The organism is Kitasatospora sp. MBT66 (assembly GCF_000710405.2).
Lineage (GTDB): Bacteria > Actinomycetota > Actinomycetes > Streptomycetales > Streptomycetaceae > Kitasatospora > Kitasatospora purpeofusca.
The window spans coordinates 15101-37963 of the sequence record NZ_JAIY01000022.1; the positions used below are offsets into that span (position 1 = coordinate 15101).

Consider the following 22863-nt stretch of genomic DNA (forward strand, 5'->3'; position numbering starts at 1 on the left):
CCGGCCTGGCTGGCCGAGGGGGCGGGCGTGGTGGTACGCAGCGTCGGGGCCCGGACGGGTCAGAGGTGCTGGAGTTCGGCGGAGCTCTCGTCGGCCGGCAGGGCGAGGAGGGTGGCCTCGGCGACGAGGGTGCGGAGCTTCTCGGACGCGGTGAGGGCGTCCAGCAGCGCTCGGTAGAGGGCGCGCTGGCGGGGGTCGTGCAGGTCCAGGTTGGTCTCGGACGCGGCCGCGACGCCGCACAGGTAGATGACGATCTCGGCGCTCTCCTGGTGCAGGTCGAGCAGGCCGGGCTGGAACTCCAGCGGAACGGTGAGCTTGCGCAGGGCGGCGCGCAGTTCGACGTCGTGTCCGGCGCGGGCGGCAGCGAGGTTGTTCTCGATCGCGACGGCCAGGGCGGCCGGGTCGTGCAGGGCGAGGTGGTAGCCGAGGCGGCGGGCGAGACGGGCGGGCAGCAGGCGCAGCAGACTCTCGCGCACGGTTTCCTCCAGAAGGCGGTTTGGTGCTGAGCAGGGTGGTGTCCGGCCGGGCGGCCGCGCCGCGCACCACGGCCGCCCCGCCCCCGGGCCTGGCTGGCTCGGGGGCGGGGCGCGGTGGTGGGCAGCGTGATGGCCCGGCCGTCAGTGGAGGGCGCTCCAGGCGATCAGCAGGAGCACGGCGGCGGCGATGAGGACGGCCTTCGGCGAGATGCTCGTGGTGGACTCCAGGCGCCGTATCTCGGCGTGGATGGCGTCGCACTCGGCCTGGATACCGGCGTGGGAGTGGCTGCCGGGGGTGAGGCCGGCCAGGATCGCGGAGCGGTGGTGGAGCTTCTCGTAGAGGGCGGCGATCTGTGCGTCGCGGGATACGGCCAGGGCCACGGTGGGTGCCTTCCGGTGGGCGGTGCTCGGCAAGTGGGCGGTGCGGTCGGGGCCGACGCTGTGGGCGTCGGCCCCGGGGCTGGTCGTCGGTCAGGTGAGGCTGCGGGCGTCGTACAGGCCCTCGATCCGGGACGCCTGGCCGTGGATGCGCTGGGCCAGGACGGTGAGCCGCTCGGTGTCGGTGGTGCTGATCCCGCGGGCGAGGTCGGCGGCGAGGCGGTCGGCGTCGGCGCGCAGCTGGGCGACGTCGGCGGCCAGCGCCTGGGTGCGCTGGGCGATGACGTCGACCACCCGGACGGGGTGGGGGAGTGCGGGTTCGGGCACGGGGTGGCTGCTCCTGGTGGTCGTGGTCGGGGCAGGGTCAGCGCTGGCGGTCGGTGGTTTCGGGTCAGCGGCGGTGGTCGAAGGGGCTGGGCGGGTTCGGCAGCGAAGCGAGCCGGGCCGGCGCCGGCTTGGGCTCCGGCGGCGCCTGGACGACGATCTGCGGGTGGACCTCGGTGCGGCTGATCACCATCGGGCGCAGCGAGACGGAGAGACCGCGCAGGGCGACGGCGGAGGCTGCGGCGATGGCGGCCGCGGTGATGCCGACGGCGACCGTGCGGCCCGGCTCGGGGGTGGCGTTCCAGACCATGGCGAGGGTGGCGGCGGACCAGCAGGACCAGGCCAGGCGCCAGGTGGCGGTCTGGGAGGCGAAGGAGAGGACGGCGACGATCAGGCCGACGGTCTTCCACGTCCCGTATGCGGTGGCCTCGGTGAGCGGGGCGGGCAGGTGGGAGGCGAGGTAGGTGTGGATCGGGCCGGTGATCGCGGCGCGCAGGCCGTCACCGGAGCCGGGGATGTGCTCGGGCAGGTGGATCGCGCCCATCACGGCGGCGGCGCCGTTCAGCAGGATGCCGCCGACGGTGCCGAGCAGCAGGACCGCGGCGGCGGTTCCGACGAGGTAGGCGAGGACGCGCACCCAGCGTTCGGCGCTGTCCCAGTCGTCGGTGGCGTCCAGCAGGTCGCGGCGGAGCCGGTCGAGTCGGCCGCCGGGGGCGGTGAGCTGGTGCAGTTGCCGGGTGGCGGCCTCGCGCAGGGTGCCGGGCGGCTGTTCGTCGGCGGTGGGGGTGGTGGCGGGCTCGGGCTGGTGGGGCTGGTTCACGGCGGGTTCCTGTTCTGGGTCGGTGACGTGGGTCAGGGGGTGGTGGTGCCGGGCTGGGTGTGCAGGGCGGTCCACGGGTCTTCGCTGTGCTGCCAGGCGGTAACGGCGGCGCGGTGGGCGGCGGTGGCGTCGTCCATCGCCTGTTGGACGACGGGGTCGAGCTCGTCGGGCCAGGTGCACCACAGGTCGTCCGGGTGCGGGTCGGGGGCGGGTGGTTCGGTCAGGTAGACGCTCGGCGGGTCCGCCTCCTCGTTGCCGGGTCCGGGTGGGTCGGGCGGCGTGGTGGGGCGGCGGAGCAGGTCCAGCAGGTGCCGGAGCTTCACGGCGGGTCCCTTCGGGGTGGGTCGGCGGGATGCCGGGTCAGAAGAAGGCGAGCTGCTCGCGCTCGTCGCGGGCGGGGGCGAGGTCGGGCAGGCCGGGGGAGTCGGCGGGGGCGGGGCCCTTCTCGCCGGCGATGTGCCAGGCGGCGAGGGCCTGGGCGTCGGCGGCGGTGCGGCACCAGGAGTCGTCCATGCCGCGGCGGGTGATGATCCGGCCGCAGCAGTTCACCCACCACCAGCCCGGCCGGGTCTCGCCGTGGGCCTGCTGGATCAGCGGCGCCGGGTGGTGGCAGGCGCAGCGGCAGATCTGGCGGCACGGCTCGCCCTCGATCCACACCCACGCGAGGTCGTTGATGCCGGAGCGTTCCTGGCTCGGGTGGGCGTGGGGTTCGAGGTGGCGGGCCGGGGTGAGGCGGTGGGTCTGGATGACGGTTTCGCGGATCGGTCGGCCGTCTTCACGGCACTCGGTGTGACGGCCGGCCTGGCATTCGCAGGACGGCGGGCTCTGGCAGGCGCACTCGGTGAACGTGCCGGGGATGTGCTCGAAGCTCTTCAGCCAACGGGGAGGCCAGACGTTCTCCCGGACCCAGGCGGCGGCGCCGGGCGGCATGGCGTCCGGCTGGCGGGCGCCGGTGTCGTGGTCGTCGCGGGCTCGCTCGACGGCGAGGCGGGCGCGGCCGGTGTCGGTCAGACGGGGGCCGTCGGGGTGGTCGGCGATCAGGCCGCCCCAGATCAGGGCGACGACGTTGTTGGGGACGCCATGGATGCGGTAGCGGTCGCGGTCGTAGTGCAGCAGGTGGCGGTCGGCGAGGTCCAGCCACCTCGCGTTGACGGGCCGGTCGTCGGGCCAGGGGTCGAACACCGAGGACTCCTTCGGGATGGCGGGGTGCCGGTCCGGCCGCGCGGGAGTGCGCGGCCGGACCGGCAGGGGCGGGCGGGGAGGGGGTTCAGCCGGAGAGGCGGACCGGCATGACCAGGTGCTGGTAGGTGGCGTCGAGGTCGTCGCCGACCAGGCCGGCCAGGAAGGCCGGCTTGTGCGGGTGGCGGACGCGCAGCTGCGCCTCCGAGGTGCCGAGGGCCTTCAGGCCGTCCACGAGGTACGCCGGGTTGAACGCGAGGACCAGGACGTCGTCGTCGCCGTCCCTCTCGGCGTCGCCGGTGGCGTGGGCGGGGATGCGGTCGCTGGCCTGCGCGTCGTCACCGGAGCCGGCCTCGACGCGCAGCTGCTCACCGCCCGGGTCCAGCACGAGGCGGATGGGGGTGTTGCGGGTGGCGACCAGGGCCACGCGCTGGATCGCGGCGACGGCCTCGGCCACCGGAACGGTGATGGTCATCGGCCACTCACCGCCGAAGAAGCCGCCCATCTTCGGGAACTCGTAGCCGTCCAGCAGCCGGGTCATGTAGGTGCGCCCGCCCGGGATGGACAGGCCGAGCAAGCCGTCGGACCAGTGCAGGGTGAGGGTGTGTTCGCCCTCCAGCGCCTTCGCGGCCTCGGCGAGGGCCTTGGCGGGCACCAGCACCGCCGCCTGGTCGTCGCCGTCCTTCTTCTTGCCGCGCTTCGCGGGGGCCGGCACGGTGCCGGTGGGGCGCACCGTCAGCTCCTTGTGTGCCATGCGGTAGCGGTCGGTGGCGTCCAGGTGCAGGGTGTCGCCGTCCAGGCCGAGCTTGATGCCGGTCAGCGCGGGCAGCGCGGTGTCGGTGGATGCGGCGACCGCGACCTGGGCGACGGCTTCGGCGAGGACGTCGGCCTGCACGGTGGCGATGGCGTCCGGCATCGCGACCGTCGCCGGGTACTCCTCAACGGGAAGGACCGGAAGGGTGAAGCGGGCCGCGCCGCATCCGACGACCAGGCGGGCGCCATTGTCGACCAGCTCCAGGTCCACCTCCGCCGACTTCGGCAGGCGCGAGCAGATGTCGTTCAGCAGTCGGCCGGGAACCAGCGCGGTGCCGTCGTCGGCGATCTCGGCGGAGACGGCGGCGGTGGTGTAGACCTCGCCGTCGGCGGCGGACAGGCGCAGGCCGCCCTCGCCGGTGGTCAGCAGCATGCCGAGCATGACCGGGACCGGCGGGCGGGCCGGGAGTGCCTTGGCGGTGTAGGAGACGGCGTCGGCGAGCTCGGAGACGAACAGGCGCAGCTTCACGGTGTGGAACCTCTCGGGGTGTGGTGGTGCCGGGGCAGGTGCGGGCGTCGCGACGGCGGGGCGAGGTCAGTCCTCGTCGCCGTCCTCGGCGTAGTCGTCCTCGTCCTCGTCCTCGTCGGGGCAGCCGGTGTAGGGGGTGTAGAGGTGCAGGGCGCCGTCGTAGTCGGCGTCGGTCAGCACGTCGCCGTCGGCGGTGACCGGCGCGAAGTCGGGCAGGCCCGCGAGGCGCTCGCGCAGCTCGCCGACGGGCAGCAGGTTGGTGCGGGTGCTGCGCCACACCGAGGCCGGCGCCGCGGGCTCCCCGGCGCCGGGCACGGGCGGCGCGGTGCGCGGGGTGTGGAGGTGGGCGGTGCCGTCGTAGGTGGTGTCGCACAGCAGCTCGCCGTCGACCATCACCGGGGCGGTGTCGGGCAGGTCCGCCAGGCGCGCCAGCAGGTCGCCGGCGGTCAGGCGACCGCTGCGCCAGGAGGCCACGGGCAGCGGCCCGGTGGGGGCGCTCGCGCGGCCGGCGGCGCGGAGGGTCTTGGTGATGGCGGCGGTGGTGGCGGCGGCCACCGAGGCGGGATCGGACGGGTCGGCGGTCTCGATCACGGTGACGCTCACGGAGGATCTCCCATCGACAGGGGTGCTCCGGCCGGTCGGCCGGCCCCGTCCCCGGACGCGCCGCGCCCGCCCGGCCGAGGTGGCGGGGCGGGCGGCGGGCGGCCGGGGGCGAGACGGGCCGGTCGGTCAGCAGTGGAGGCGGCGGCCGTCGTCGTCCGTGTCGGGCAGGCAGCCGCCGCACAGGCCGCCGTCCTCGTCCTGCGGCGCGCCGAACAGGTGCTCGCCGCAGAAGTAACGGCCGCAGCCGTGTTCGCCGCCGCCGGGCCCGTCGCCGCACAGGAAGGCCAGGCCTCGGTCGATCTCCCTGGTGCAGTTGTCCTGATCGCAGTCGGCGACGACGCCGTAGCCGGCCTCGATCTCGATGCCATCGGCGCGGCGGACGGTGTAGCGGGCGTAGCCCATGTCGGTTCCCCTTCGTGGTGGTGGTCAGCCGTTGTTGTTGGTGATGGAGCCGCGCCACCCGGCGGACTGGCGGCCGATGCTGGTCTGGTGGGTGCGGTGGACCAGGGCCAGGACTGTGCCGGTCGCGCTCGCGCCGTCGCCGCCCGCGGACGCGGACGTACCCGATCCGGTGCCGGCGGCGAGGGAGCGGAGCTTGCCGAGCAGGCCGGCCACGCCGAGCACCACGGCGGCGACTAGGACGGCGGCCCACTTGAGGACGTCGCCGATCTGGCCGGCGTGCGGGGCGACCTCGGCGACGGCAGCGCCGAGCATCCACACCGCGCCGCCGGCCGCGAGGGAGGCGATGGAGCCGTAGAGGACGTACTGGCGCACCGCGAGCGACAGGCCCGGGTCGACGGCCGGCGCGGCCGCGGGTGAAACGGGGGGCATGGCGGCGATGGCCCGCCGGTGTTCGGCCAGGCGGGCCTCCATGACGTCCAGGCGGGCACTCACGTCGAAGACGGGCACGGCCGCGGCCTGGCCGTCGACGAGCGCGGGCACGCTGGTGGCGCCCCCGTGGTCCCGGCTGGTGGGGACGGCGACGATCTCGCCGTCGAAGTTCGACGGCATGTATCCGGGTTCCAGGAGGATGACCTGCGGGCCGGGGGGCCAACCGGACGCGGGGGTGTTGTCGGGGATGGGCACGGCTGTCTCCTTCGAGGGCTGCGGGGGAAGAAGGGCGGGGCGCCGGGCGCCTTCTGGGGCCGCCGGACAGGCCCTGTGGCGGGCGGGGCCGGCGGCCCCCGGAGAGGCCGGGAGCGGGCAGGTCGTGTCGGCGGGTCAGGAGGCGGCGTGGCTGATGGCGGTGACCAGGCTGTTGAGCAGCTGGGTGATGGCGGGGCCGGCTCCGGTGGAGGCGAGGGTGAAGCCGAACGCGCAGACGGTCAGGCTCGGCCACAGGCGCAGAAGGCCGACGCGGTAGAAGACGACGGTGAGGATGCCGAGCAGGACGGCGAGGGAGACGGTGACGGCCACGGTTGCTCCTGGCAGGTCGGGGGGTTGGGCGGACAGGCAGGCCGGATCGGGTGTTTGCTGGTCGGGCCTGGTGGTACGTCAGGTTCGGGCTGTGCCCCGCACCGTTCGGTGCGGGGCCCGGAGACAAAGGGGGCCTGCGGTGGCGCACGTGCACTACGCCTGCTGGAACTGCGATGCGGACAACCGTGTGCATGGCGAGGGCTGTGACTGCTGCGACGTGGTGGAGGTCCCCGAGTCGTGGTTCTGCTGGAACTGCGATGCGGAGAACTTCTGCTAGCTCCCGTCGCCGCCCTGCCTGGGCAGCTGGGGTCAGCCGAGGCCGTTGAGGGCGTTGCGGACGCCGCCGAGGCTGGCCTTGCGGCCGCCGTCGGCGTTGACGGCGGCGAGGATCTCGTACACGTCCAGTTCCTCGCCGTCGTGGTTCTCCAGGACGGCCTGGACGCGGTCGGCGAGGGTGAGCCTGGAGGCGGTCCGGGGCTCGGGGGCGGCGGTGGGGATGACCGGGACCGGCGCACTGCGCGCCCGGCCCCCGCCCCCACCACCGCCGCCCTCGCTGCGGCCCCGGCCACCGCCCCCGCCGTTCTCGGACTCCTCGAACTTCTCCGGGCACGCGGCCTTGTATGCCTCCATCCCGTCCAGGCGGCCGGCGTAGGCCTCGCCCGCGTCCTCCCAGGACGCCTCTTCCAGTACCGCGTGCTCGCCGTCGCCGTACAGGGCGAGCATTTCCGGGTCGAGGCCGTCGGTCGGCATGTCGGAGCCGACCTTGAAGAACCGCATGCGGGCAGTGGGGTGCAGGCCGGAGAGGTGGTAACCGCTGCCCTGGGTGCCGGGCCGGTCCTCGTCCGCCTCCGTGTCATCGAACTGCGAGACGAGTTCGACGGCGCCGGCGTATTTGGGGATGGGGGCGAGCTTCTGCCCAGCGGGCAGCAGGCCGTCGGAGACCAGCTGCCGCATGAGGTTGGAGGTCCAGCGCAGCAGGATGACCTCGCCCTCCTTGAGCATGGAGCGCAGGGTGTCGGAGCCGCCGAGCTCCTCGAGGTGGCCGGCCTGCGCGAACAGCGCGATGCCCATGCCTAGCGAGCGGCCGGTGCGGCCGATGTCCTTGATGTAGAAGGTGGCCTCGTCCCGGTAGGGGGCGCCCTTCTCCAGCAGCCGGTTGGCCTCGTCCAGGACCATGTACATCAGCGGGTCGGGGCGGTCGCGCAGGAACTTGGAGCGCCCGGCCGCGGCGTAGCGGACCTCGCGGGCCTTCATGATGTTCCAGAAGACGCGCAGCTGGGCGATGGCGCCTTCCTGCGTGTAGACGCACCAGCAGCAGTTGCCGCGGGCCTCGGGCGCGGACTGGCCGCCCTTGAGGTCGGCGTAGAACACGGCGACGCCGGAGCGCTTCATCCCGGCGAGGAGGATCTGCCCGCCGGTGGACTTGCCGGCGCCGGTGGTCCCGAACAGCAGCATGCGCTGCGCGGAGCCGGACTTGGGGTCGTACAGGCGGATCTTGGCCCGTCGGCCGTTGTGGTGCAGGCCGACCCAGATCCGGCCGGCGGCGTCCATGACCAGGCATTCGGGGTCGGGCATGGCGACGTGGGCGAGCGGGTCGCAGGGGTAGATGGTGACCAGGCCCTTGCTGCCGCTGATCTCGACGGCCAGGCGGGCGGGGTCCTTGATGTCCAGGGCGTCGGCCAGGCGGCCCAGGTCGTAGTTGATGACGTCGCCGGCGGGCACCCGGACGGTGAGCTCGTAGATCTTTCCCATGTCAGTGCAGTTCCTTCGTGTCGGTGTCGACGATGCGGATGTCGGTGATGGACGTGCCGGGCATGCCCTTCGGGGCGATGTTCTTCATCCAGTGCGTGTACGGGTCCTGCGCCTCGGGGGCCTGACCGACGCTCAGGCGCCGCACCCCGGCGCCGCGGCCCGCGACCTTGGCGACGCTGATCTCCTCCTCGTCCCAGTCCAGGAGCGCGGAGAGCGCGGTGATGGAAATCGTGGGCACCGGCGTGCCCGGCACCGCGGCGCGGATCAGCCCGGTCATCGACTTCGGCCCGGTGAGCTCGATGTCCTGCAGAACGGTGCCGGGGGCGACGCCGCCCTCGATGGCGACTCGCTGCGCCCACCACAGCGACATGGGGTGGGTGGAGCCGGCCGGGATGAGGGCTGCGGCCTGCTCCTGCTGGAACTCCTGGACGGCCTCGACGGTCAGGGAGCGCTCGCGGCCCGACAGGACACGGGCCATGCGGGCCGGGCGGACCTTCCACGTGGCCAGTGCCCAGGCGGCGTCCAGCGCCAGCTCCCACCAGTGCACGCCGTGCACCAGGCGCTCGGTGACCAGCAGTCCGGCCGCGGTCACGGGCGGGGTGAGGTAGAGGGCGGTGGCGGCGTCCCGGATGCGGCCCTTGGGCAGGGTCGCGGACCAGATGAGGCCGTACACGGTGGCGGCGCCCGCGCCGCTGATCGTGACGATGTAGGGCAGGGGGCCGGTGGTGAAGGCGGCGGTGGCGAGTCCTGCCGTGCCGGCGAGGGTGAGGGCACGGCCGGTGTAGCCGCGGGCGACGGCGAGGTGCCCGCGCAGCGGGCCGAGGGACAGCATGGGGTGGGGGCTCCTTCGCAGTGCCGGGGAAGGCGGTGGGGTGCGCGAAGGGGCGGCCGGCCCAGCCCGTGAGGGCGGCACCGGCCGCCCCTCACGTGGGGTCAGCGGTTGGCGTAGAACTCGCGGTCGGCCATCTCGCCCTCCTTGGCGGCGGCCGCGTCGTCGACGGGGCCGTAGTCCGCCTCGTGTGCGTCCGCGGTCTGCTGGAACAAGGTGGCGAGTTCCTCGGTGGCGGTGGCCATGGCCTCGGCCTCCGCCAGGACGGAGAGCATCACGGTGGCGGCGTCGCGGTGCTCGCCGACCGTGTCGCGGTCGACGCTCATCGAGGCGGCCTGGTCGGCGAGGCGCTGCACCGAGGCGGCGCAGCTCTCGACGTAGGTGTAGGTGCCGCGGACCTGTTCGGACAGGCGGGCCAGGCGCACGGAGGCGATGGCGAGCTGGCCGACGACCAGGCCGTAGTGGACGGCGTCGCTGATCACCTCTCCGGCGGCGGCGAGCACGCCGCCGGTGGAGGCGGCCAGCTCGCCGCCGGCGGGCCGGTCGGCGGGGGCGTCGTGGGTGGAGGCCGGGGCGCTGGTGGTGATCGGCGCGAGGTCGGTGTCGGACACGGTGGCTCTCCCTTCTACTTGTTGTGGTACTCGCGCTCGGCGGGGGCGGCGTGGCCCATGTCGCGCACGGTGTCGGCGTAGGGCTGGTCGCGGCGGGAGGCATTCGCGCCGGCCTGGGCGATGGCCTCGGCGGCGGCCGGGATGGTCTCGGCGACGGCCTCCGCCTTGGCCTTGACCTCCTCGGTCTTCTCGATCAGTCCGGCGACCAGGCCCTCCAGGACGCCGGGGACCTTGAGGTCGATCACCTTGGCGTGCAGGGCCTCCAGGCGGCCGAGGAGCTTCTCGCAGCCGTCGGCAGCGGCCCGGGCGTCGTCGGCGCCCTGGAGGATCTCCTCCGCCATGTCGGCGTCGGCCTCGATGACGTCGTAGATCGTCAGGTCCGCGTCGGCGTACTGGGTTCCGCGCCCGGGGCGCGGCGCGGGGATGGTCACGGGTCGTCCTCCAGGGGTGGGTGGGGTCGGCGGCGTCGGGGCTGTGGTGCCCGGCCGGGTGTGCGGGGAGTGGTACGGGGCGCGCGGCAGGGCGGCCTGGCCCCGGCCGATGGCGCCCGCGATGTCGGCGTCGGGGTCGGGCCGGTCCTCGCGGCGCACCTTGAAGGCCTCGCCGTGGAACCAGCCGGGCGGCGGCCCGAACCCCGTGTCGGTGTCGGTTCCGGTGCCGGCACTCGGGCCGGTGCCAGTGGTGGTCCCGGCCTGGGTGCGGCGGGCCCGCTGCGAGCGGCGGGCGTTGGTGCGCTCCGCCCGCTCCCGCTCCGTCCGTGCCCGGCGCTCCTCTTTCTCCTTGCGCTTCTTCTCCTGCGGGCTGCCGGGGGCGGTGGTGCCGGGCTTGCGTACACGCCATGGCCTGCTCCCGGCTGCCCCGCCCGGCGTGAACACCCGCCGGGGCCCGGACCGGCCGCCCTTCGCAGTACCTGCGGACGCTGCCGACCCGGCCGCTCCCGTTCCGGCACCGGCCGACCCGCTGCCGACGGGCCGGACGGCGAGGTCGGTGCCCGGCGCCGAAGGCGTGGGGGCGGCCGTCTTCGCGGCGTCGTCCTTCGTGTCCTTCGGCTTCTTGCCGTTCAGGATCCGGTCCACCGCCCGCTTGCGGAACGCGCCGCGGATCGTGGTCGGTGTCGCGCCGCCGGCGGTGTGGGCACCGGTCGGCTTCCACGAGCCGGTGGTGATCCGGTCGGCGGCCCGCTGCCGGGCCGCTCCCCGGATCGTGTCCGGCCCCGCCAACTGCTTGGCGGACCCCTGCTGCTTGTCGGGCTTCGTCTGCTTGTCCTTGGGGCCGTTCAGGATCCGGTCTGCGGCGCGCTGCCGGGCCGCTCCCCGGATCGTGTCCGGGGAAGCCGGCTGGCGCCCCGTGCGACCCGGCCCGAGGCCCGAAGTGCCGTTCCGGGAGCCATTTCTGTCCCCGGAATTCCCCTCCGGACGCCCCTTGCGGCCGGAGTCCTCCAGGGCCTTCTTGCGGGCCTCCTGGACCCGTCCGGGCCCGGTGGTGCCATCCGCGCCCGAGCGGCCGCCCTTGCCCCCGCCTGGGCCCGTGTCGGGCTTCGTCGGCTGGGGGCCGGCGGGTCCCGTGGGCGGGGTCTGACGGAACGTCGAAGGCACTGAAGAATTCGTCCGACCCGAATTCTGGGCGGAATTCCCGGGCGCATTGCGGGACTGGCGGCCGAATTCCGGACCGGACTGCATGCGGCCGCGCTGCTGCGCCGCCATGGCCGCCGCGCGGGCCTTTTCGAGTTCGGAATTTGCTTTTCCCGTCGCGGCGTCCTGCTGGTCCCGGACGGCCTTGAAGTGCTCCGCGCGGGCTTTCAGGTAGCCGACCGCGTGATAGGCGCCGCGCAGGGCGGCGACCGTGATTCCGGCCATCATGACGGTGGACATCGCGGCCACCGAGGAGAGGGAGCCGGGCCCGGCATCGGGGGCGGCCTCCATTCCGTGGGCGGCGGTTTCCTCATTTCCGCCGAGCACAGGGGCGTCGGCAACGGAAAGGGAAGCGGGCGGGGTGAATTCGGTGGTGAGCGGGGCGAGGGCGGGCAGGCCGTCGTCCGGCCCGTCCTCGCCCACGACCCCGGGCAGGGTCAGGCCGGGGAAGCCGAGCACGGTCCCCGTGGTGTCGTCGGCCATCCGGCCGCCTCCAATCGTTCGTCACTGTCGGTCACCAAACCGGTGGCCCCTCGCGTGCGCGCACAGTGCGCGCACGTGGGGACCCCGGATGACGGCATCGCGGCGGTTTCGGTGAGCGCGAAGAGTCACCTCGCCGGCCGGGCCGTCAGGAGCTGGCGCGGGCCTGCGTCCACGCGGTGAGCATCCGCACCAGGTCGGCCCACGCGGCTTCGTCCCGGCCGGCCATCGTGCGGGCCAGATCCCACAGCACCGGCGCCCGCTCGGAATTCGTGGCGGTCGCCGCGATCCGCTGGTTCCAGTGGGCGGCCTGCCCCGGCGTGAGCGGCATTTCACGCCTCCTTCAGGAAATCCAGGAACGTCGAGACGGGCTTCTCCGTGGCGTTTCCGTTCCCGTTTCGGTCCTGCTCGCCGGTGATTCCGGCCGAGATCCCGTGCAGGTTCGCCGCCGTGTTCAGCGACTGCGTTCCCTGCGCGTTCTTGAGACCCGCCTTGTGGGCCTTCTGGAGCGCCTTGGCGGTCGCCCGCTTCTCACGCTTGACCGGGAGCTCGACGTACAGCCGGTTGAAAGCCGCGTCGATCTTTCCGGCCTCGTTCACGGCCGCCCGCAGGTTCTTCTCCAGGTTGGCCATCGGCCGCGTCGCGCGGAATGCGCGGACCTTGTGCTCCAGCGGCTTGTCGCCGTCGATGCGGATTTCCTCCAGCGCCGAGCGGTACTCGCTCAGCAGCGACTGGACCTCGTTGGCCATCTGCCGCAGCCGCTCGCGCTGCTGGGCGGCGTACAGGTTGGTGCCCTGCGGCTTGAGCAGGTGCTCCGACGTCCATCCCGCCTTGTTGTTCTGGGTCATGCGGTCCTCCAGGTGATGTGGTCGACCCGGGCTCCGGCCGGATGGCCGGGTCGCTACGGTGGTGCTCGGCGCCGTCGGCGCCTTCGGCGGTCACCAGGGCGATTACCGCGCCCTGGTGGCCACCGGAGAGGCCGGTACTCCGTCGTGCTGAGGGATGGTCAGGCCGCGAGCGACTCGCCCTGCCCGTCCTGGCCGGCGTTCCGGCTCCGGCGCTCGGCGACGATCTCCCGGGCGCGGTCACGGCGGTCCTGGCGGGTGCCGCCGGTGATGCCGAGGGCCCGCTCGATGTAGCTGAGCGTCACGACCTTCTCGCCGAACTTCTCGAGCATGTCGGCGACGATCAGGGCCTGGCGCTCGGCCGGGCTACGGGAGGCGTTCTCGTGGGCTACGGACGCGGCCTCCAGGGCTACGGCCATCGCCCGCTCCAGCTCCGCAGCCTCCGCCTCGGCGACGGCGGCGAGGCGCTTGGCCTCCGCCGCCCGGCGCTCGGCCTCGGCCTGGGTCACGACCGCCTGTGCCCGGGTTACGGACGCCGCCTCCAGGGCTACGGCCGCGTCCTGCTCGGCCACGGCCTTCTTACGGAGGGCCTCGGCGGCCTCCTTGTCGGCCTCCGCCCGCTCCCGGTGCAGGCGGGACAACTCGGCGTCGCGGGCAGCCGCGGCCTTGGCCATCTCGGCCTTCGCCTCCTCCGCCTGACGGGTCGCCTCCAGCTGCGCCAGCCGCTCCTGGTCGGCCGCATCGCGCTCCAGCCTGCGGCGGTCAATCTCCGCCTTGAGCTGGGCTTCCTCCGCGCGTCGCCGGATCTCGGCGGCCTCCGCCTCGGCCTGCGCAGTCGCCTTCGCGGCCTGCGCCTCGGCCTCGGCACGCAGCCGCTCGGCCTCGGCCGTAGCCTTCGCCCGCTGGACCTGTAGCTCCAGCTCGCGCCTTCGTACCACCGTGTCCGCCGCCGTACGGGCCTCTTCCGCGGCGGCCTTCTGCTGCGCCTCGGCGAGCAGCCGCTTGGCGTCGGCGGAGGCCTTCGCGGCGGCGATCTCCGCCTCCCGCTCGACCGCGCGGAGGGCTTCCGTAGCCTCCTCCTCCTGCATCCGTAGGGTCAGCGCCCGGGTCCGTACCTCGGTCTCGTGCGCCCGTAGGGCGTCCCGCTCGGCCCGCTCGGCGGGCCGGTTCAGCGCGGCCTCTACCGTGATGCCGTAGGGGGCGAGCGTGAGGGGCATCAGCTCCTGCCGTGAGGCCGCCTTCTTCCACCCCTTGCCGTGACGCTGCGTGAGCAGCTCGCGGTAGACGATCCGCTCCTGCTGCAGGCGCAGCGCCGTGTCGTAGGAGCGGATCTCCCACAGCTTCATCTGCCGCGCGATGCGGGCGGTGGAGATCGGGGAGAGGAGCCAGCGGGAGAAGCGGACGCCTTCCATGCGCTGGCGGCCGCGCAGCCGGCCGATGTGGCCGGCGTACAGATGGGCGGCGATTTCGCTGAAGACGACCCACAGGGCGGCAAGGCCGGCGTGTCCGGCGGCCGCGGTGCCGGAGGCGCCGGCCTCCCAGTTGAGCCAGATCGTCAGGCCGGTCAACGCCCGGGGCACCCACTTCACCCAGCCGGCTTCCCGCTCCGCCCTGATGAGCAGGAGGTTGACGATGCCGAAGGCGAGGATCGCGAGGTCGACGGCGACGGGGAGCATCCACGGCTGCTCCCAGCCCCAGCCGCCCTCGGCGACCGTCTTCGCGGCCTTGGCCTCGACGGCCTGGTAGGAGGCGACCAGGCCGATGGTGGAGACGCCGATGGCAAGCAGGCCGCCGGCACCGGCCAGCCACCTCTCCCAGCGGGCCAGCTCGATGCGCACCGCCGGCCGCGCCGCTGTGTCGTCGGCCGGACGGTCCGTCTCCTCCCCGACCTCAGCGGCCGGGGATGCCTGCGTGGGCAGGCCGGGCTTGATGAAGGACTCGCGGCGCACCGTGTCGTCGGCCGCCGTGATCGCCGGTTCGTAAGTCGTGCTCACCTGGTTCTCCCTTCTGGAGGGCGGTCAGAGCCGGTTGGGCTGGAGGTCGAAGAAGATCGTGTTCGCGCGGGCCAGCTCGGGGTGCTGCCGCACGATGCCGTCCCGGATCGCCTTGTAGAAGTCGGCGCGGGTCCAGCCGACGGCCGGCGTGTGGGTGCCCTCGGTGGTGAAGACCTGGAAGCCGGACCCGAGGGAGGCCTGGAGGGTGAGGATGTAGTGGTAGGCCCCCGGCGTGGCGGGAGCCTGCGGCTGGACGGCGGCGGCGGTGGTCTGGGACATCAGCTGCTCCAGGGTCGAAGGGCGGTGCGTCGGGCACCGTCGAACACCGCCGCCCCGCGCCTGGTGGAGCTGGGCGGGGGCGGCGGCGAACGACAGCAACCGGCGGTCAGGCCGTGGGGGCGAGGCGCCGGAACGCCTCGAACAGCGCGGGGTGGGCGGCCTCGTCCAGGACGTGCCGCTGCTCCAGCTCCGCGCCGCCGACCGCGTCGCGGGCCAGGATGGGGTCGGCCCAGACGGCGACGTCCCGGGCGTCGAGCTCGTCCATGAACGCGACGTACTCGGCCTGGTCGGCCTCCTCGTAGGCGGCGTGCATCGCGGCCAGCTCGGCCTGCCGACGCTCGTACTCCTCGGTGCTCAGCACAGTTCTGGTTCCTCTCGGATCGGCGGGCGGGTCACTTCTGCTTCTCGGCCTGGGCCTTCGCGTGCATCTCGCGGGCCCGGCGCAGCAGCTCGTCCATCTGCTTGCTGGTCCAGGCCTGGTCCTCGGGGCTGCTCACCGGCCACCGCCGGGCGTGGGCGGGGCCGGCGGCGTGGGCTGGGGGAGGGGGGTGCCGCCGCCGATGTAGGAGCGGCAGACGGCGAGGTGGGTGATCGTCACTTGCGTCCTCCGGGGGTGGCGGCCTTGAGGGCGTCGGCGGCGGCGCGGGCGGCCGCCTTGGCGGCAGCGGCGGCGGCCTTCGCGGCGAGCATCTTGATCAGGGCCTCGCTGGCCACGGGGTCACCCGGCCAGGGGGAGCGCGCGCAGGGCGGCGACGGCCGCGGAGACGGTGGCCGGGAGCGGCCGGATCGTGGTGATCGTGGTGACCGGCTCGTCGGCGGCGTCGTCCAGGTCGATGACGACCTCGCGGATCGCCTCGCTGGCGGCGGCGGACCGGGCGCGGATCCGGCGGACCTTGGCGCGCAGCAGGACCAGCAGGCCGGCGAAGCCGCGGGCGCCGTCCGGGTAGTGGCCGGCCTCGACCGCCTCCCACACGGCGTCGGCCAGGTCCTCGTCGAGGTCGGCGGCGGCCGGGCTGATCTCGGCGAGCTGCTCGGCGGCGGCCGCGAGCAGTCGGACCGAGTACCGGCCGTACAGCTCGTCGAAGTCGGTGTTCGGGTTGCTCGCCGGGATGCCGACGAGTGCCATCATGGTGTCCACGGTCGTGTCCTCTCGTCATGGTGCGGTGCGACCGACTACGGCCCCGGGGATTACGGCCCCGGGGCCGTCTTGCTGCTCTGTGCTGCGTACGAGCAGCCACGGCCGCCGCCCACCCCGTCGTGCTCGGGGTGGGCGGCGGCCGTGGCGGTTCGTGCTGATGTCGGGTCAGGCGGCGGCGGGGTGCAGCGTCTTCCGCGGGACCTCAATGCCGCGGATCGGCCCGACGGCACCGACCAGCGGCTGGGCCCGCAGGTCGTCGGTCGCCTTGACGACCTGCACCACCTTCTTCCACTGCGCCGTACGCTGCCGGGCCTGCGCGATGCGCTCGCCAGCCGTGGGCTCCTCGGTCTCCGGCCGGGCGGTCGCCATCAGGTGCACCGGGCCGGGCTGCGCCGGCAGCGGCTTGTAGTGCTGGGTGGCCGCGCGGCGAGTCTCGGCCGACAGGGCGTCGAGCTCCTGGCGCCGCAGGCGGGCGAGCCACCGGTCCGGCGTCAGGTCGACCTGGACCTGGCGGTTGCCGCCGGGGCAGTGGTCGGACGTCCCGCGCTCGTGGCCGATCACCTTGAGGTCGGTCTTGCCAACGATCCGGCGCCAGGTGTCGCACTCCGGGCAGACGATCGAGGCCTGCGCCATGTCGATGTTGGCGGGGTTGAGCGAGCTGAGCTTGAGCGGGGCCCGGCCGTAGGTGCGGCGGGAACGGGTGCGGGTCGACATCGGGTTCCTCCGGAACGGTCGAGGGGACGGGGGCGAGAGGTTGCTGCTCTCTCCGCCCGCCAGGCCCGGCCCGATGGCCGGTGTCCTGGCGGACAGGCAGCGCAGCACGCTGCTCAAAAGTGGTTCTGGTGTTGCTATGAGGTACAGCCGTCCGGCGCTTGGGGGAGCTAGAGCATCAACCCCGCGACCTCGCCACCGCCCGAAGGCGGCTGACAACCGCATGTTCTGCTCCGGCGTTGTCAGCGCCGGCCTTGCTCAATCAAGGTGACCAACAAACACCACCTTGACCCCTTGCCCCGCTTGTCGGGACAAGTTGTATAGTGATCGTGCACCCACACCGAGCTACAAGTCAAGGGGGAACGCTCGACATGTACCAACAGGCTGGTTCAGTAGGGCAAGATGGCCCCATGAGCAAACCGCTGTATCGCCAGGTCGCCGACACCCTTCGGGCCGAGATCGCCGGCGGAGTTTTCGGACCCGGCGATGACCTTCCCTCCGAGCGAGAGTTGCGCGAGCGCTTCGACGCCTCCCGCAACACAGTCCGGCAGGGCTTGCAGCTGCTGGTCTCGGAAGGCTTGCTCAACTCCTCGCAGGGCCGCGCCTACCAGGTCAGGTCCCATGAGATCTTCGTCCTCAACGCGTCCAAGTTCGAAAATCTGCAGTTCTCCCAACGGGAGGACGGCGACTCGTACGACAACGAGGTGCTGCACTCCGGACGGCAGCCCCACCAGGAGTTCCGGGTCGAGATGGTGAAGGTTACGCAGGAGATCGCCGAGCGGCTCAAGGTCACCCCCGGTGAACAGGGAGTCCTCCGGTTCTGCCGTCGATTCGTTGACGACACGCCCTGGTCGACACAGGCCACGCACTACCCGAAGTGGCTGGTCGACGCGCACCCCCGCCTTGCCGAGCCCGACGACATCGAAGAGGGCAGCACGAGGTACCTGGCTGACCGGGGCCTTGAGCAGATCGGCTACCACGACGAACTGATGACCCGAATGCCAACTCCGGAGGAAGCCAGCGAACTCCAGATCGGTCCCGGCGTTCCGGTGCTGATCTGGATCCGCACCGGATTCAGCGCGGACAAACCCGTTCGTTGTACGCGCACCACGTTCCGCGGCGACCTGAACCACATCACCTACGACCTGGGCGATCTCCGAGCCCACGCCACCGGAGGCGACCTTCATTGATCATCACCCGCGCAACGCCAACCGATCTGCCGCTGCTCCTCCAGTACCGGCAGGAGGCAGCAGCTTGGCTCCGCACTCTCGGGATCGATCAGTGGAGCAATGCCTTCCCCAATGCGCACATCCTGGCGAGCATCGAGGCCGGCAACGTCTTTCTGCTGAAGGATGGGCCCCAGACCGCTGCCACGATCACGCTCGACAGTGAGCCCGAGCCGGGCCTTTGGACGGAAGCCGAACTGCGTGAACCGTCCATGCACCTTCACAAGCTGATCGTGAACCGTGCATACGCAGGCCAAGGCATCGGCAGTCGGTTGGTGGACTGGGCATGCGACCGCGCTGCACAGGCGGGCGGCCACTGGGTCCGAATCAACGTGTGGAGCACCAACGAACGTCTCCAGGCCTACTGGGGCAGCCAAGGCTTCCAACATGTGCGGACCGTGGTCGGCGGAGGAGTCGGAGGCGCCGGCGTTGCCGGATGGCTCGGGCAGCGGGCTGCAGATCGGAACGATCGGCACGAACTTGTCGAGATGCCCTAACGGACTGCTCACTGATCGCTCCTTGACTCGGACCGGTTGCTGATAGTTCGGTTCTAGTCCTTGGTGATCCTCAACTTCCAGATCCGACATGTGGCCAGACGCATTGGCCACGTAGGCCACGCCTTGGGGGCAGCATGGGCCAGCGACCGAACGATCTGACACCTGACGCGTCACCACTTCACCGGTGGGGCTACGAGCTTCGGCAGCTCCGTCAGGGACGCCGGTTGTCCCTGCGCGGCCTGGCTCTTGCTGCCCTGATAGACCACAGCCACCTGGGACGTTTCGAGCGGGCCGAACGGATGCCCGACAGAGATCAGGTCGCCCGCCTCGACACCGCCCTGAACGCGTGCGGCTCCCTGATCCGCGCATGGGACCGTCTCGCGGACGGTCGCGGCGATGTGGCCAGTCCTGTGGTCCATGTGGCCAAAGCGTCGGCAGGTCTGGCCCTGACCCTGCCTCACCAGGCAGCGTCGGACAGTGAGGGGATGTCCGTCCCCTGTCGTCTACGAGACGGGTCGGTGGTCTGGGTGAATCTCGATCGACGCGCGCTTCTGCGCAGCGGGGTCGGGCTCGGTGTGGCGGCTACGGTAGGCGTGGGAACGTCGCCCGCGGTGGCTGCCGACCGGGGAACGACATCGGCGCTCGCGCGCAAGGCCCGTGCCGCCTCGGCGTACGGGGCAACGCCCGTGGAGCACCTGCGGCGTACACGGCGGCTACTGATCGACAGCGACAACCTGCTCGGCCCTCGGCAGGTCATCGCAACGGTCCACGAGCACATCGGCGTGATCCAGGAGCTCCGCAAGGACGCCAAGGCCTCGGACCGGCGTGACCTGGCAGAGCTGCAGACCCAGTACGGCGAGTTCCTGTCCTGGCTCTACCAGGATCTCGGGAACAACGAGCAGGCCGGGTACTGGTTGGACCGGGCCTTCCAGTGGTCGCACACCGTTGGCGACGGTGAACTGACCTCGTACGTGATGGCCCGCAAGGCCCAGTTGGCTGGCGACATGGCCGACTTGGCCGAGGTCGTCGACCTGGCGGAGGCCGCGCAGCGGATGGCCCGGCCCCGTAGCCGGCTCGCCGCCGTTGCCCGGACCTACGAGGCGTACGGGCACGCTCTGCGCGGTGACGCCTCCGAGAGCGAGCGGGCGATCGACCAGGTCCGCCAGGCCCTGGACGGGGTCGCCGCCGACCCGACTCCGTGGGGTTCCTGGCTCAACGCCGCGTACGTTGAGGTCCACCGCGCGCGGGGCCTCGAAGTCCTCGGCCGCCATGATCAAGCGGCGGACGCCTTCGCCGGAGCGATCCGGCTGCTCCCCGACGGCTACCACCGCGACCGCGGCGTCTACATGGCGCGGCAGGCCGTTGCCCTCGCTGGCGCCCGGCGCCCGGAGGAGGCAGCGGTCGCCGGCGTACACGCGCTTGCCGTTGCCGAGGACACCGGCTCCGGCCGCATCTTCACCGAGCTCGCCCGGCTCGATCACGAGCTGGCCGACTGGTCCCGCCTGCCCGAGGTCGCCGAGTTCCGCCGCACCCTCAACGACACCCTTCTCCACGAGACCGAACAGGACGCCTGACTCATGACTTCCCGCCCTTACGTGCTGCTGTCCGCCGCTACGTCGGTCGATGGCTACCTGGACGACGCCAGCGACACCCGGCTGCTGCTCTCCAACCCGGAGGACTTCGACCGGGTCGACCAGGTGCGCGCCGAGTCCGACGCGATCCTCATCGGCGCCACCACCATGCGCAAGGACAACCCGCGTCTGTTGGTCAACAGCGAGGCGCGCCGCGCGCAGCGCATCGCCGACGGCAAGCCGGAATACCCGCTCAAGGTCACGGTTACCCGAACCGGCGACCTCGACGCCGACCTGAAGTTCTGGCATCACGGCGGCGAAAAGGTGGTGTTCACCGTGGACAGCGCCGTCGAGAAGGTGCGGGCCAATCTCGGCGGCCTGGCCGACGTTGTGAGCACCGGGCCAGAGTTCGACTGGGACCAGGTCCTGGAGGAACTCGGCCGACGCGGTGTCGGCCGGCTGATGGTGGAGGGCGGCGGCACGATCCACACTCAGCTCGTCGCACAGAACCTCGCGGACGAGATCCACCTCGCGGTCGCTCCGCTCCTGGTCGGACAGCCCGATGCTCCCCGATTCCTCGGCACCGCCGAGTACCCCGGCGGATCCAACGCCCGCATGCGTCTGCTCGAAGCCCGGCCGATCGGCGACGTCGTGCTCCTGCGCTACGCCCCGAAGGATCGCTCGGCCTGACGTCCAACCACTGTCCACAGGCCAGCCGCCAGATGCTGCATCTGGCGGACACGCCCGGCGGCGTCCGGCATAGGAGACCAGCCTCTACACGGGGCTAGGCTCCGGTCGGCGCCTCCTGGGCACTTCAACACCTGTTCCTGAGAACGCGAAAGCGGCCCCGCAATCCGCCAAGATTTGGGCCGCTCTCGTTGATCTAACTACGTATTCAGCTGTCTTCGGTCCGACGTTACCAGTTAGGTCTAGGTCTGGGCGAGAGGGACATGTCCTCTCGCCCGGCCGGGGATCGCCTGACACCGACGGACTGGCGACAGCGGGAAAGAGAGCCACCCCCTTGACCACCGCCACCCTGCGGCGCAGCCGGCTAACCCCGGCCGCCCCATCCTCGCCGTCGTGCTCGGGCCTCGCCCTGGCGTGCCGTGACACACGTCACTCCGCATCAGATGCAATTCCGCTCGACAAGGGTCACACCGAGCTCGGATTTCCGGCCTCTATGGGCATGCAGAACCACACCCATGATCAGCGCCCGCCCTCCTACCGCCCGGCCGCCCAGGCCGGGCTGCTCCTGGCCGTCGTCACCGGATCGGCGGTGACCCGATGAGTCTGGAGAAGCCGAAGCTCGCCCAGGTCGTCATCCCCGCGTGGATGGCGAAGCTGCTGGAGCAGGTCCGTGAGGCCGAGCAGGAGGAGGGGACGTTCGAGATCGAGGCTGAGGACGAGCTCCCGTTCGCCCAGCTCGGTTCCTGGGTGGCGCTGTCCGGCGTCAGTCCGCGGGCGATGGCCCTGTACTGGTTCATGGCGATGCACCTGAACCTCAAGCGGGGGGACCGGTACGTCTGGCCGTCGAAGGACGCCCTGGCGTACCTGATGCAGTACTCGCGCGGCGACAAGATCGACCCGTTCCTCAAGGAGCTGGTGGCGATCGGCGCGGTGATCGTGGTCTCCGTGCCGGACAGCAGCGGCCCGCAGAAACGCAACGTCTACCGGCTGCGGCGCAACCCTCCACCCGGCTACGCCGCCGGCCCGCTGACCCTCGGCGAGTTCTACGCGACGCTGGGCCCGGTGCTGGAGGCCGAGCGGACCACCGCTGCCGCCGCCCGCGCGGTTAAATCCAACAAAACAGCAGGTCACCACGCTTCCCCCGAAACGGGGGGACAGGACGGCGCGGCGGGCGACCAGGACGGTGGACACGTTAAATCAGACGAAACCGCAGGTCAGGGCGTATACCCCGAAACGGGGGGAGACGTGACCCCCGAAACCGGGGTACACGTGACCCCCGAAATGGGGTGTGTAACTACAGCAACCACTAACAACACGAATGACGCTGCGCCCGTTGGGCGCGTTAGCGCCCCTGACGCCCGTAGGGCATCTACAGGTAGTAGCGCGCGCGCGATGCGAAGCGGCTCCGCCGCGCCCCAAAAGGCCAGCCCCGCCCGGATGGACAAAAGCACCGCTGCCGCGTTCCGGACCGTGGTAGACGCGCTGCCCGCCGACCTGCGCCAGCTCGTCGAACGGCCGCTGCCCGTCAAGGTGCCGGCCAAGCCGCTCGGCGACCTGGTCCGGGAGCAGCTGCGCGAGCGCACGCCGGAGCAGCTGGTGAACCGGATCGGGCGGCGGTGGATCCAGCACCGCTGGGAGGAGAAGTGCCGCAGCGCGATGGCCGGTGAGCAGCTGCGTTCCGGTGTCGGGATCGCGGTGGAGCTGCTGAAGGCGCCTGAGTGCTCGCACCCGCGGTGCGAGGACGGAACGGACATCGACACGAAGATGCCCTGCCGGATCTGCCCGGAGCGACAGGCGGACTTCCGCCGGTCCCGGCGTTCGGGTGGCGGTGCGATCCCGCCGCAGTCGGGCGGCCAGGGTGAGGGGCCGGTGAAGTGGTGGTGCGTCACCGACGGCTGCGGCTACAACTCGTACGGTACGGGGCCGGCTGATGGCCTGTGCGCCGACTGCCGCACCGAGCTGGAGCTGGGGCCGATTGACCCGGCCGAACTCGCAGAGGTGGCCCGGGCCTTCGCGGCGGCGGGTTTCGGTCCCGAAGGTGCCCAGTGACTGGCCCGTTCAGAGGCTGGGGCGAGGGATCGCCGAGAACGGCCTGCGCACCCCTGTGGCGATCACCTTCCCCTTCCGCGCTCGA

Annotated in this window: 27 protein-coding genes; 5 read left to right on the forward strand and 22 right to left on the reverse strand. The window is 72.3% G+C overall.

Translation table 11 applies throughout. The annotated features are described in order from the left end of the window. Positions 1-59: 59 nt before the first annotated feature. The 22 genes from BI06_RS43190 to BI06_RS43295 form a co-directional block, all read right to left on the reverse strand. The gene (locus tag BI06_RS43190) at positions 60-476 is read right to left on the reverse strand and encodes a hypothetical protein (protein WP_043478068.1); all 417 of its coding nucleotides are present in this window, start codon (positions 474-476) and stop codon (positions 60-62) included. 141 nt (positions 477-617) lie between these two features. After that, on the reverse strand, positions 618-857 hold the full coding sequence (locus BI06_RS43195; protein ID WP_043478071.1) for a hypothetical protein: 240 nt from the start codon (positions 855-857) through the stop codon (positions 618-620). Positions 858-947: 90 nt separating this feature from the next. Continuing rightward, entirely contained in the window at positions 948-1181 is a 234-nt protein-coding gene (locus BI06_RS43200; RefSeq protein WP_043478074.1) for a hypothetical protein, read from the reverse strand. Between the two features lie 64 nt (positions 1182-1245). Beyond that, positions 1246-1998: a hypothetical protein gene (locus BI06_RS43205; protein WP_051743007.1), complete on the reverse strand. Its 753-nt coding sequence runs from the start codon at positions 1996-1998 to the stop codon at positions 1246-1248. Positions 1999-2030: 32 nt separating this feature from the next. After that, positions 2031-2321, reverse strand: coding sequence for a hypothetical protein (locus BI06_RS43210; protein WP_043478076.1), 291 nt, complete (start codon positions 2319-2321; stop codon positions 2031-2033). A 37-nt stretch (positions 2322-2358) separates the two neighbouring features. After that, complete coding sequence (locus tag BI06_RS54970) at positions 2359-3180, reverse strand: hypothetical protein (protein WP_043478079.1); 822 nt, start codon at positions 3178-3180, stop codon at positions 2359-2361. A gap of 85 nt (positions 3181-3265) precedes the next feature. Continuing rightward, positions 3266-4459 (reverse strand): DNA polymerase III subunit beta, encoded by a 1194-nt coding sequence (gene dnaN, locus BI06_RS43220; RefSeq protein ID WP_043478082.1) that lies wholly within the window; start codon positions 4457-4459, stop codon positions 3266-3268. Positions 4460-4525: 66 nt separating this feature from the next. Further along, on the reverse strand, positions 4526-5062 hold the full coding sequence (locus BI06_RS52060; RefSeq protein ID WP_043478084.1) for a hypothetical protein: 537 nt from the start codon (positions 5060-5062) through the stop codon (positions 4526-4528). A 126-nt stretch (positions 5063-5188) separates the two neighbouring features. Further along, positions 5189-5464, reverse strand: coding sequence for a hypothetical protein (locus tag BI06_RS43230; RefSeq protein ID WP_051743008.1), 276 nt, complete (start codon positions 5462-5464; stop codon positions 5189-5191). A 24-nt stretch (positions 5465-5488) separates the two neighbouring features. Continuing rightward, positions 5489-6148: a hypothetical protein gene (locus tag BI06_RS43235; protein ID WP_043478087.1), complete on the reverse strand. Its 660-nt coding sequence runs from the start codon at positions 6146-6148 to the stop codon at positions 5489-5491. Between the two features lie 135 nt (positions 6149-6283). Next, positions 6284-6478: a hypothetical protein gene (locus BI06_RS43240; protein WP_051743009.1), complete on the reverse strand. Its 195-nt coding sequence runs from the start codon at positions 6476-6478 to the stop codon at positions 6284-6286. Positions 6479-6787: 309 nt separating this feature from the next. After that, positions 6788-8230, reverse strand: coding sequence for a hypothetical protein (locus tag BI06_RS43245; protein ID WP_051743010.1), 1443 nt, complete (start codon positions 8228-8230; stop codon positions 6788-6790). 1 nt (position 8231) lies between these two features. Beyond that, on the reverse strand, positions 8232-9062 hold the full coding sequence (locus BI06_RS43250) for a hypothetical protein (RefSeq protein WP_043478094.1): 831 nt from the start codon (positions 9060-9062) through the stop codon (positions 8232-8234). Positions 9063-9163: 101 nt separating this feature from the next. Beyond that, complete coding sequence (locus BI06_RS43255; protein ID WP_051743011.1) at positions 9164-9670, reverse strand: hypothetical protein; 507 nt, start codon at positions 9668-9670, stop codon at positions 9164-9166. A 14-nt stretch (positions 9671-9684) separates the two neighbouring features. Continuing rightward, positions 9685-11784 carry a hypothetical protein gene (locus BI06_RS43260; protein ID WP_043478096.1) on the reverse strand — a complete coding sequence of 700 codons (2100 nt, stop codon included), beginning with the start codon at positions 11782-11784 and terminating at the stop codon, positions 9685-9687. Between the two features lie 145 nt (positions 11785-11929). After that, positions 11930-12112 (reverse strand): hypothetical protein, encoded by a 183-nt coding sequence (locus tag BI06_RS43265; protein WP_043478099.1) that lies wholly within the window; start codon positions 12110-12112, stop codon positions 11930-11932. Position 12113: 1 nt separating this feature from the next. After that, positions 12114-12629 (reverse strand): hypothetical protein, encoded by a 516-nt coding sequence (locus BI06_RS43270; RefSeq protein WP_043478102.1) that lies wholly within the window; start codon positions 12627-12629, stop codon positions 12114-12116. Positions 12630-12787: 158 nt separating this feature from the next. Continuing rightward, complete coding sequence (locus BI06_RS55335; protein ID WP_051743012.1) at positions 12788-14620, reverse strand: DUF2637 domain-containing protein; 1833 nt, start codon at positions 14618-14620, stop codon at positions 12788-12790. A gap of 24 nt (positions 14621-14644) precedes the next feature. Beyond that, positions 14645-14899 carry a hypothetical protein gene (locus BI06_RS43280; RefSeq protein ID WP_043478105.1) on the reverse strand — a complete coding sequence of 85 codons (255 nt, stop codon included), beginning with the start codon at positions 14897-14899 and terminating at the stop codon, positions 14645-14647. Positions 14900-15005: 106 nt separating this feature from the next. Next, positions 15006-15260 (reverse strand): hypothetical protein, encoded by a 255-nt coding sequence (locus BI06_RS43285; RefSeq protein ID WP_043478108.1) that lies wholly within the window; start codon positions 15258-15260, stop codon positions 15006-15008. A gap of 357 nt (positions 15261-15617) precedes the next feature. Beyond that, a complete protein-coding gene (locus tag BI06_RS43290) occupies positions 15618-16037 on the reverse strand; it encodes a hypothetical protein (protein ID WP_043478111.1) in 420 nt (139 codons plus the stop codon). Positions 16038-16202: 165 nt separating this feature from the next. Beyond that, positions 16203-16751, reverse strand: coding sequence for a hypothetical protein (locus BI06_RS43295; RefSeq protein WP_051743013.1), 549 nt, complete (start codon positions 16749-16751; stop codon positions 16203-16205). Positions 16752-17158: 407 nt separating this feature from the next. Here BI06_RS43295 and BI06_RS43300 point away from each other — a divergent pair, with 407 nt between their 5' ends. From BI06_RS43300 to BI06_RS43320, 5 genes are all read left to right on the forward strand, one after another. Further along, a complete protein-coding gene (locus BI06_RS43300) occupies positions 17159-17938 on the forward strand; it encodes a GntR family transcriptional regulator (protein ID WP_043478114.1) in 780 nt (259 codons plus the stop codon). Beyond that, positions 17935-18471 (forward strand): GNAT family N-acetyltransferase, encoded by a 537-nt coding sequence (locus BI06_RS43305; protein WP_043478117.1) that lies wholly within the window; start codon positions 17935-17937, stop codon positions 18469-18471. The genes BI06_RS43300 and BI06_RS43305 overlap by 4 nt, the downstream gene beginning before the upstream one ends. Before the next feature lie 134 nt (positions 18472-18605). Further along, positions 18606-20045: a helix-turn-helix transcriptional regulator gene (locus BI06_RS47515; RefSeq protein WP_043478120.1), complete on the forward strand. Its 1440-nt coding sequence runs from the start codon at positions 18606-18608 to the stop codon at positions 20043-20045. Positions 20046-20066: 21 nt separating this feature from the next. Continuing rightward, on the forward strand, positions 20067-20732 hold the full coding sequence (locus BI06_RS43315; protein WP_233290544.1) for a dihydrofolate reductase family protein: 666 nt from the start codon (positions 20067-20069) through the stop codon (positions 20730-20732). 594 nt (positions 20733-21326) lie between these two features. Then, positions 21327-22778: a hypothetical protein gene (locus BI06_RS43320; RefSeq protein WP_043478126.1), complete on the forward strand. Its 1452-nt coding sequence runs from the start codon at positions 21327-21329 to the stop codon at positions 22776-22778. The last annotated feature ends 85 nt before the right edge of the window (positions 22779-22863 follow it).

Excerpts from the sequence above, each read along its gene's own strand:
- BI06_RS43280 (WP_043478105.1), bottom strand. The coding sequence starts at position 14,899 with ATGTCCCAGACCACCGCCGCCGCCGTCCAGCCGCAGGCTCCCGCCACG.
- BI06_RS43250 (WP_043478094.1), bottom strand. The coding sequence starts at position 9,062 with ATGCTGTCCCTCGGCCCGCTGCGCGGGCACCTCGCCGTCGCCCGCGGC.
- BI06_RS43270 (WP_043478102.1), bottom strand. The coding sequence starts at position 12,629 with ATGACCCAGAACAACAAGGCGGGATGGACGTCGGAGCACCTGCTCAAG.
- BI06_RS43300 (WP_043478114.1), top strand. The coding sequence starts at position 17,159 with ATGAGCAAACCGCTGTATCGCCAGGTCGCCGACACCCTTCGGGCCGAG.
- BI06_RS43295 (WP_051743013.1), bottom strand. The coding sequence starts at position 16,751 with ATGTCGACCCGCACCCGTTCCCGCCGCACCTACGGCCGGGCCCCGCTC.
- BI06_RS43245 (WP_051743010.1), bottom strand. The coding sequence starts at position 8,230 with ATGGGAAAGATCTACGAGCTCACCGTCCGGGTGCCCGCCGGCGACGTC.
- BI06_RS43265 (WP_043478099.1), bottom strand. The coding sequence starts at position 12,112 with ATGCCGCTCACGCCGGGGCAGGCCGCCCACTGGAACCAGCGGATCGCG.
- BI06_RS43320 (WP_043478126.1), top strand. The coding sequence starts at position 21,327 with ATGAGTCTGGAGAAGCCGAAGCTCGCCCAGGTCGTCATCCCCGCGTGG.
- BI06_RS43230 (WP_051743008.1), bottom strand. The coding sequence starts at position 5,464 with ATGGGCTACGCCCGCTACACCGTCCGCCGCGCCGATGGCATCGAGATC.
- BI06_RS43260 (WP_043478096.1), bottom strand. The coding sequence starts at position 11,784 with ATGGCCGACGACACCACGGGGACCGTGCTCGGCTTCCCCGGCCTGACC.
- BI06_RS47515 (WP_043478120.1), top strand. The coding sequence starts at position 18,606 with ATGGGCCAGCGACCGAACGATCTGACACCTGACGCGTCACCACTTCAC.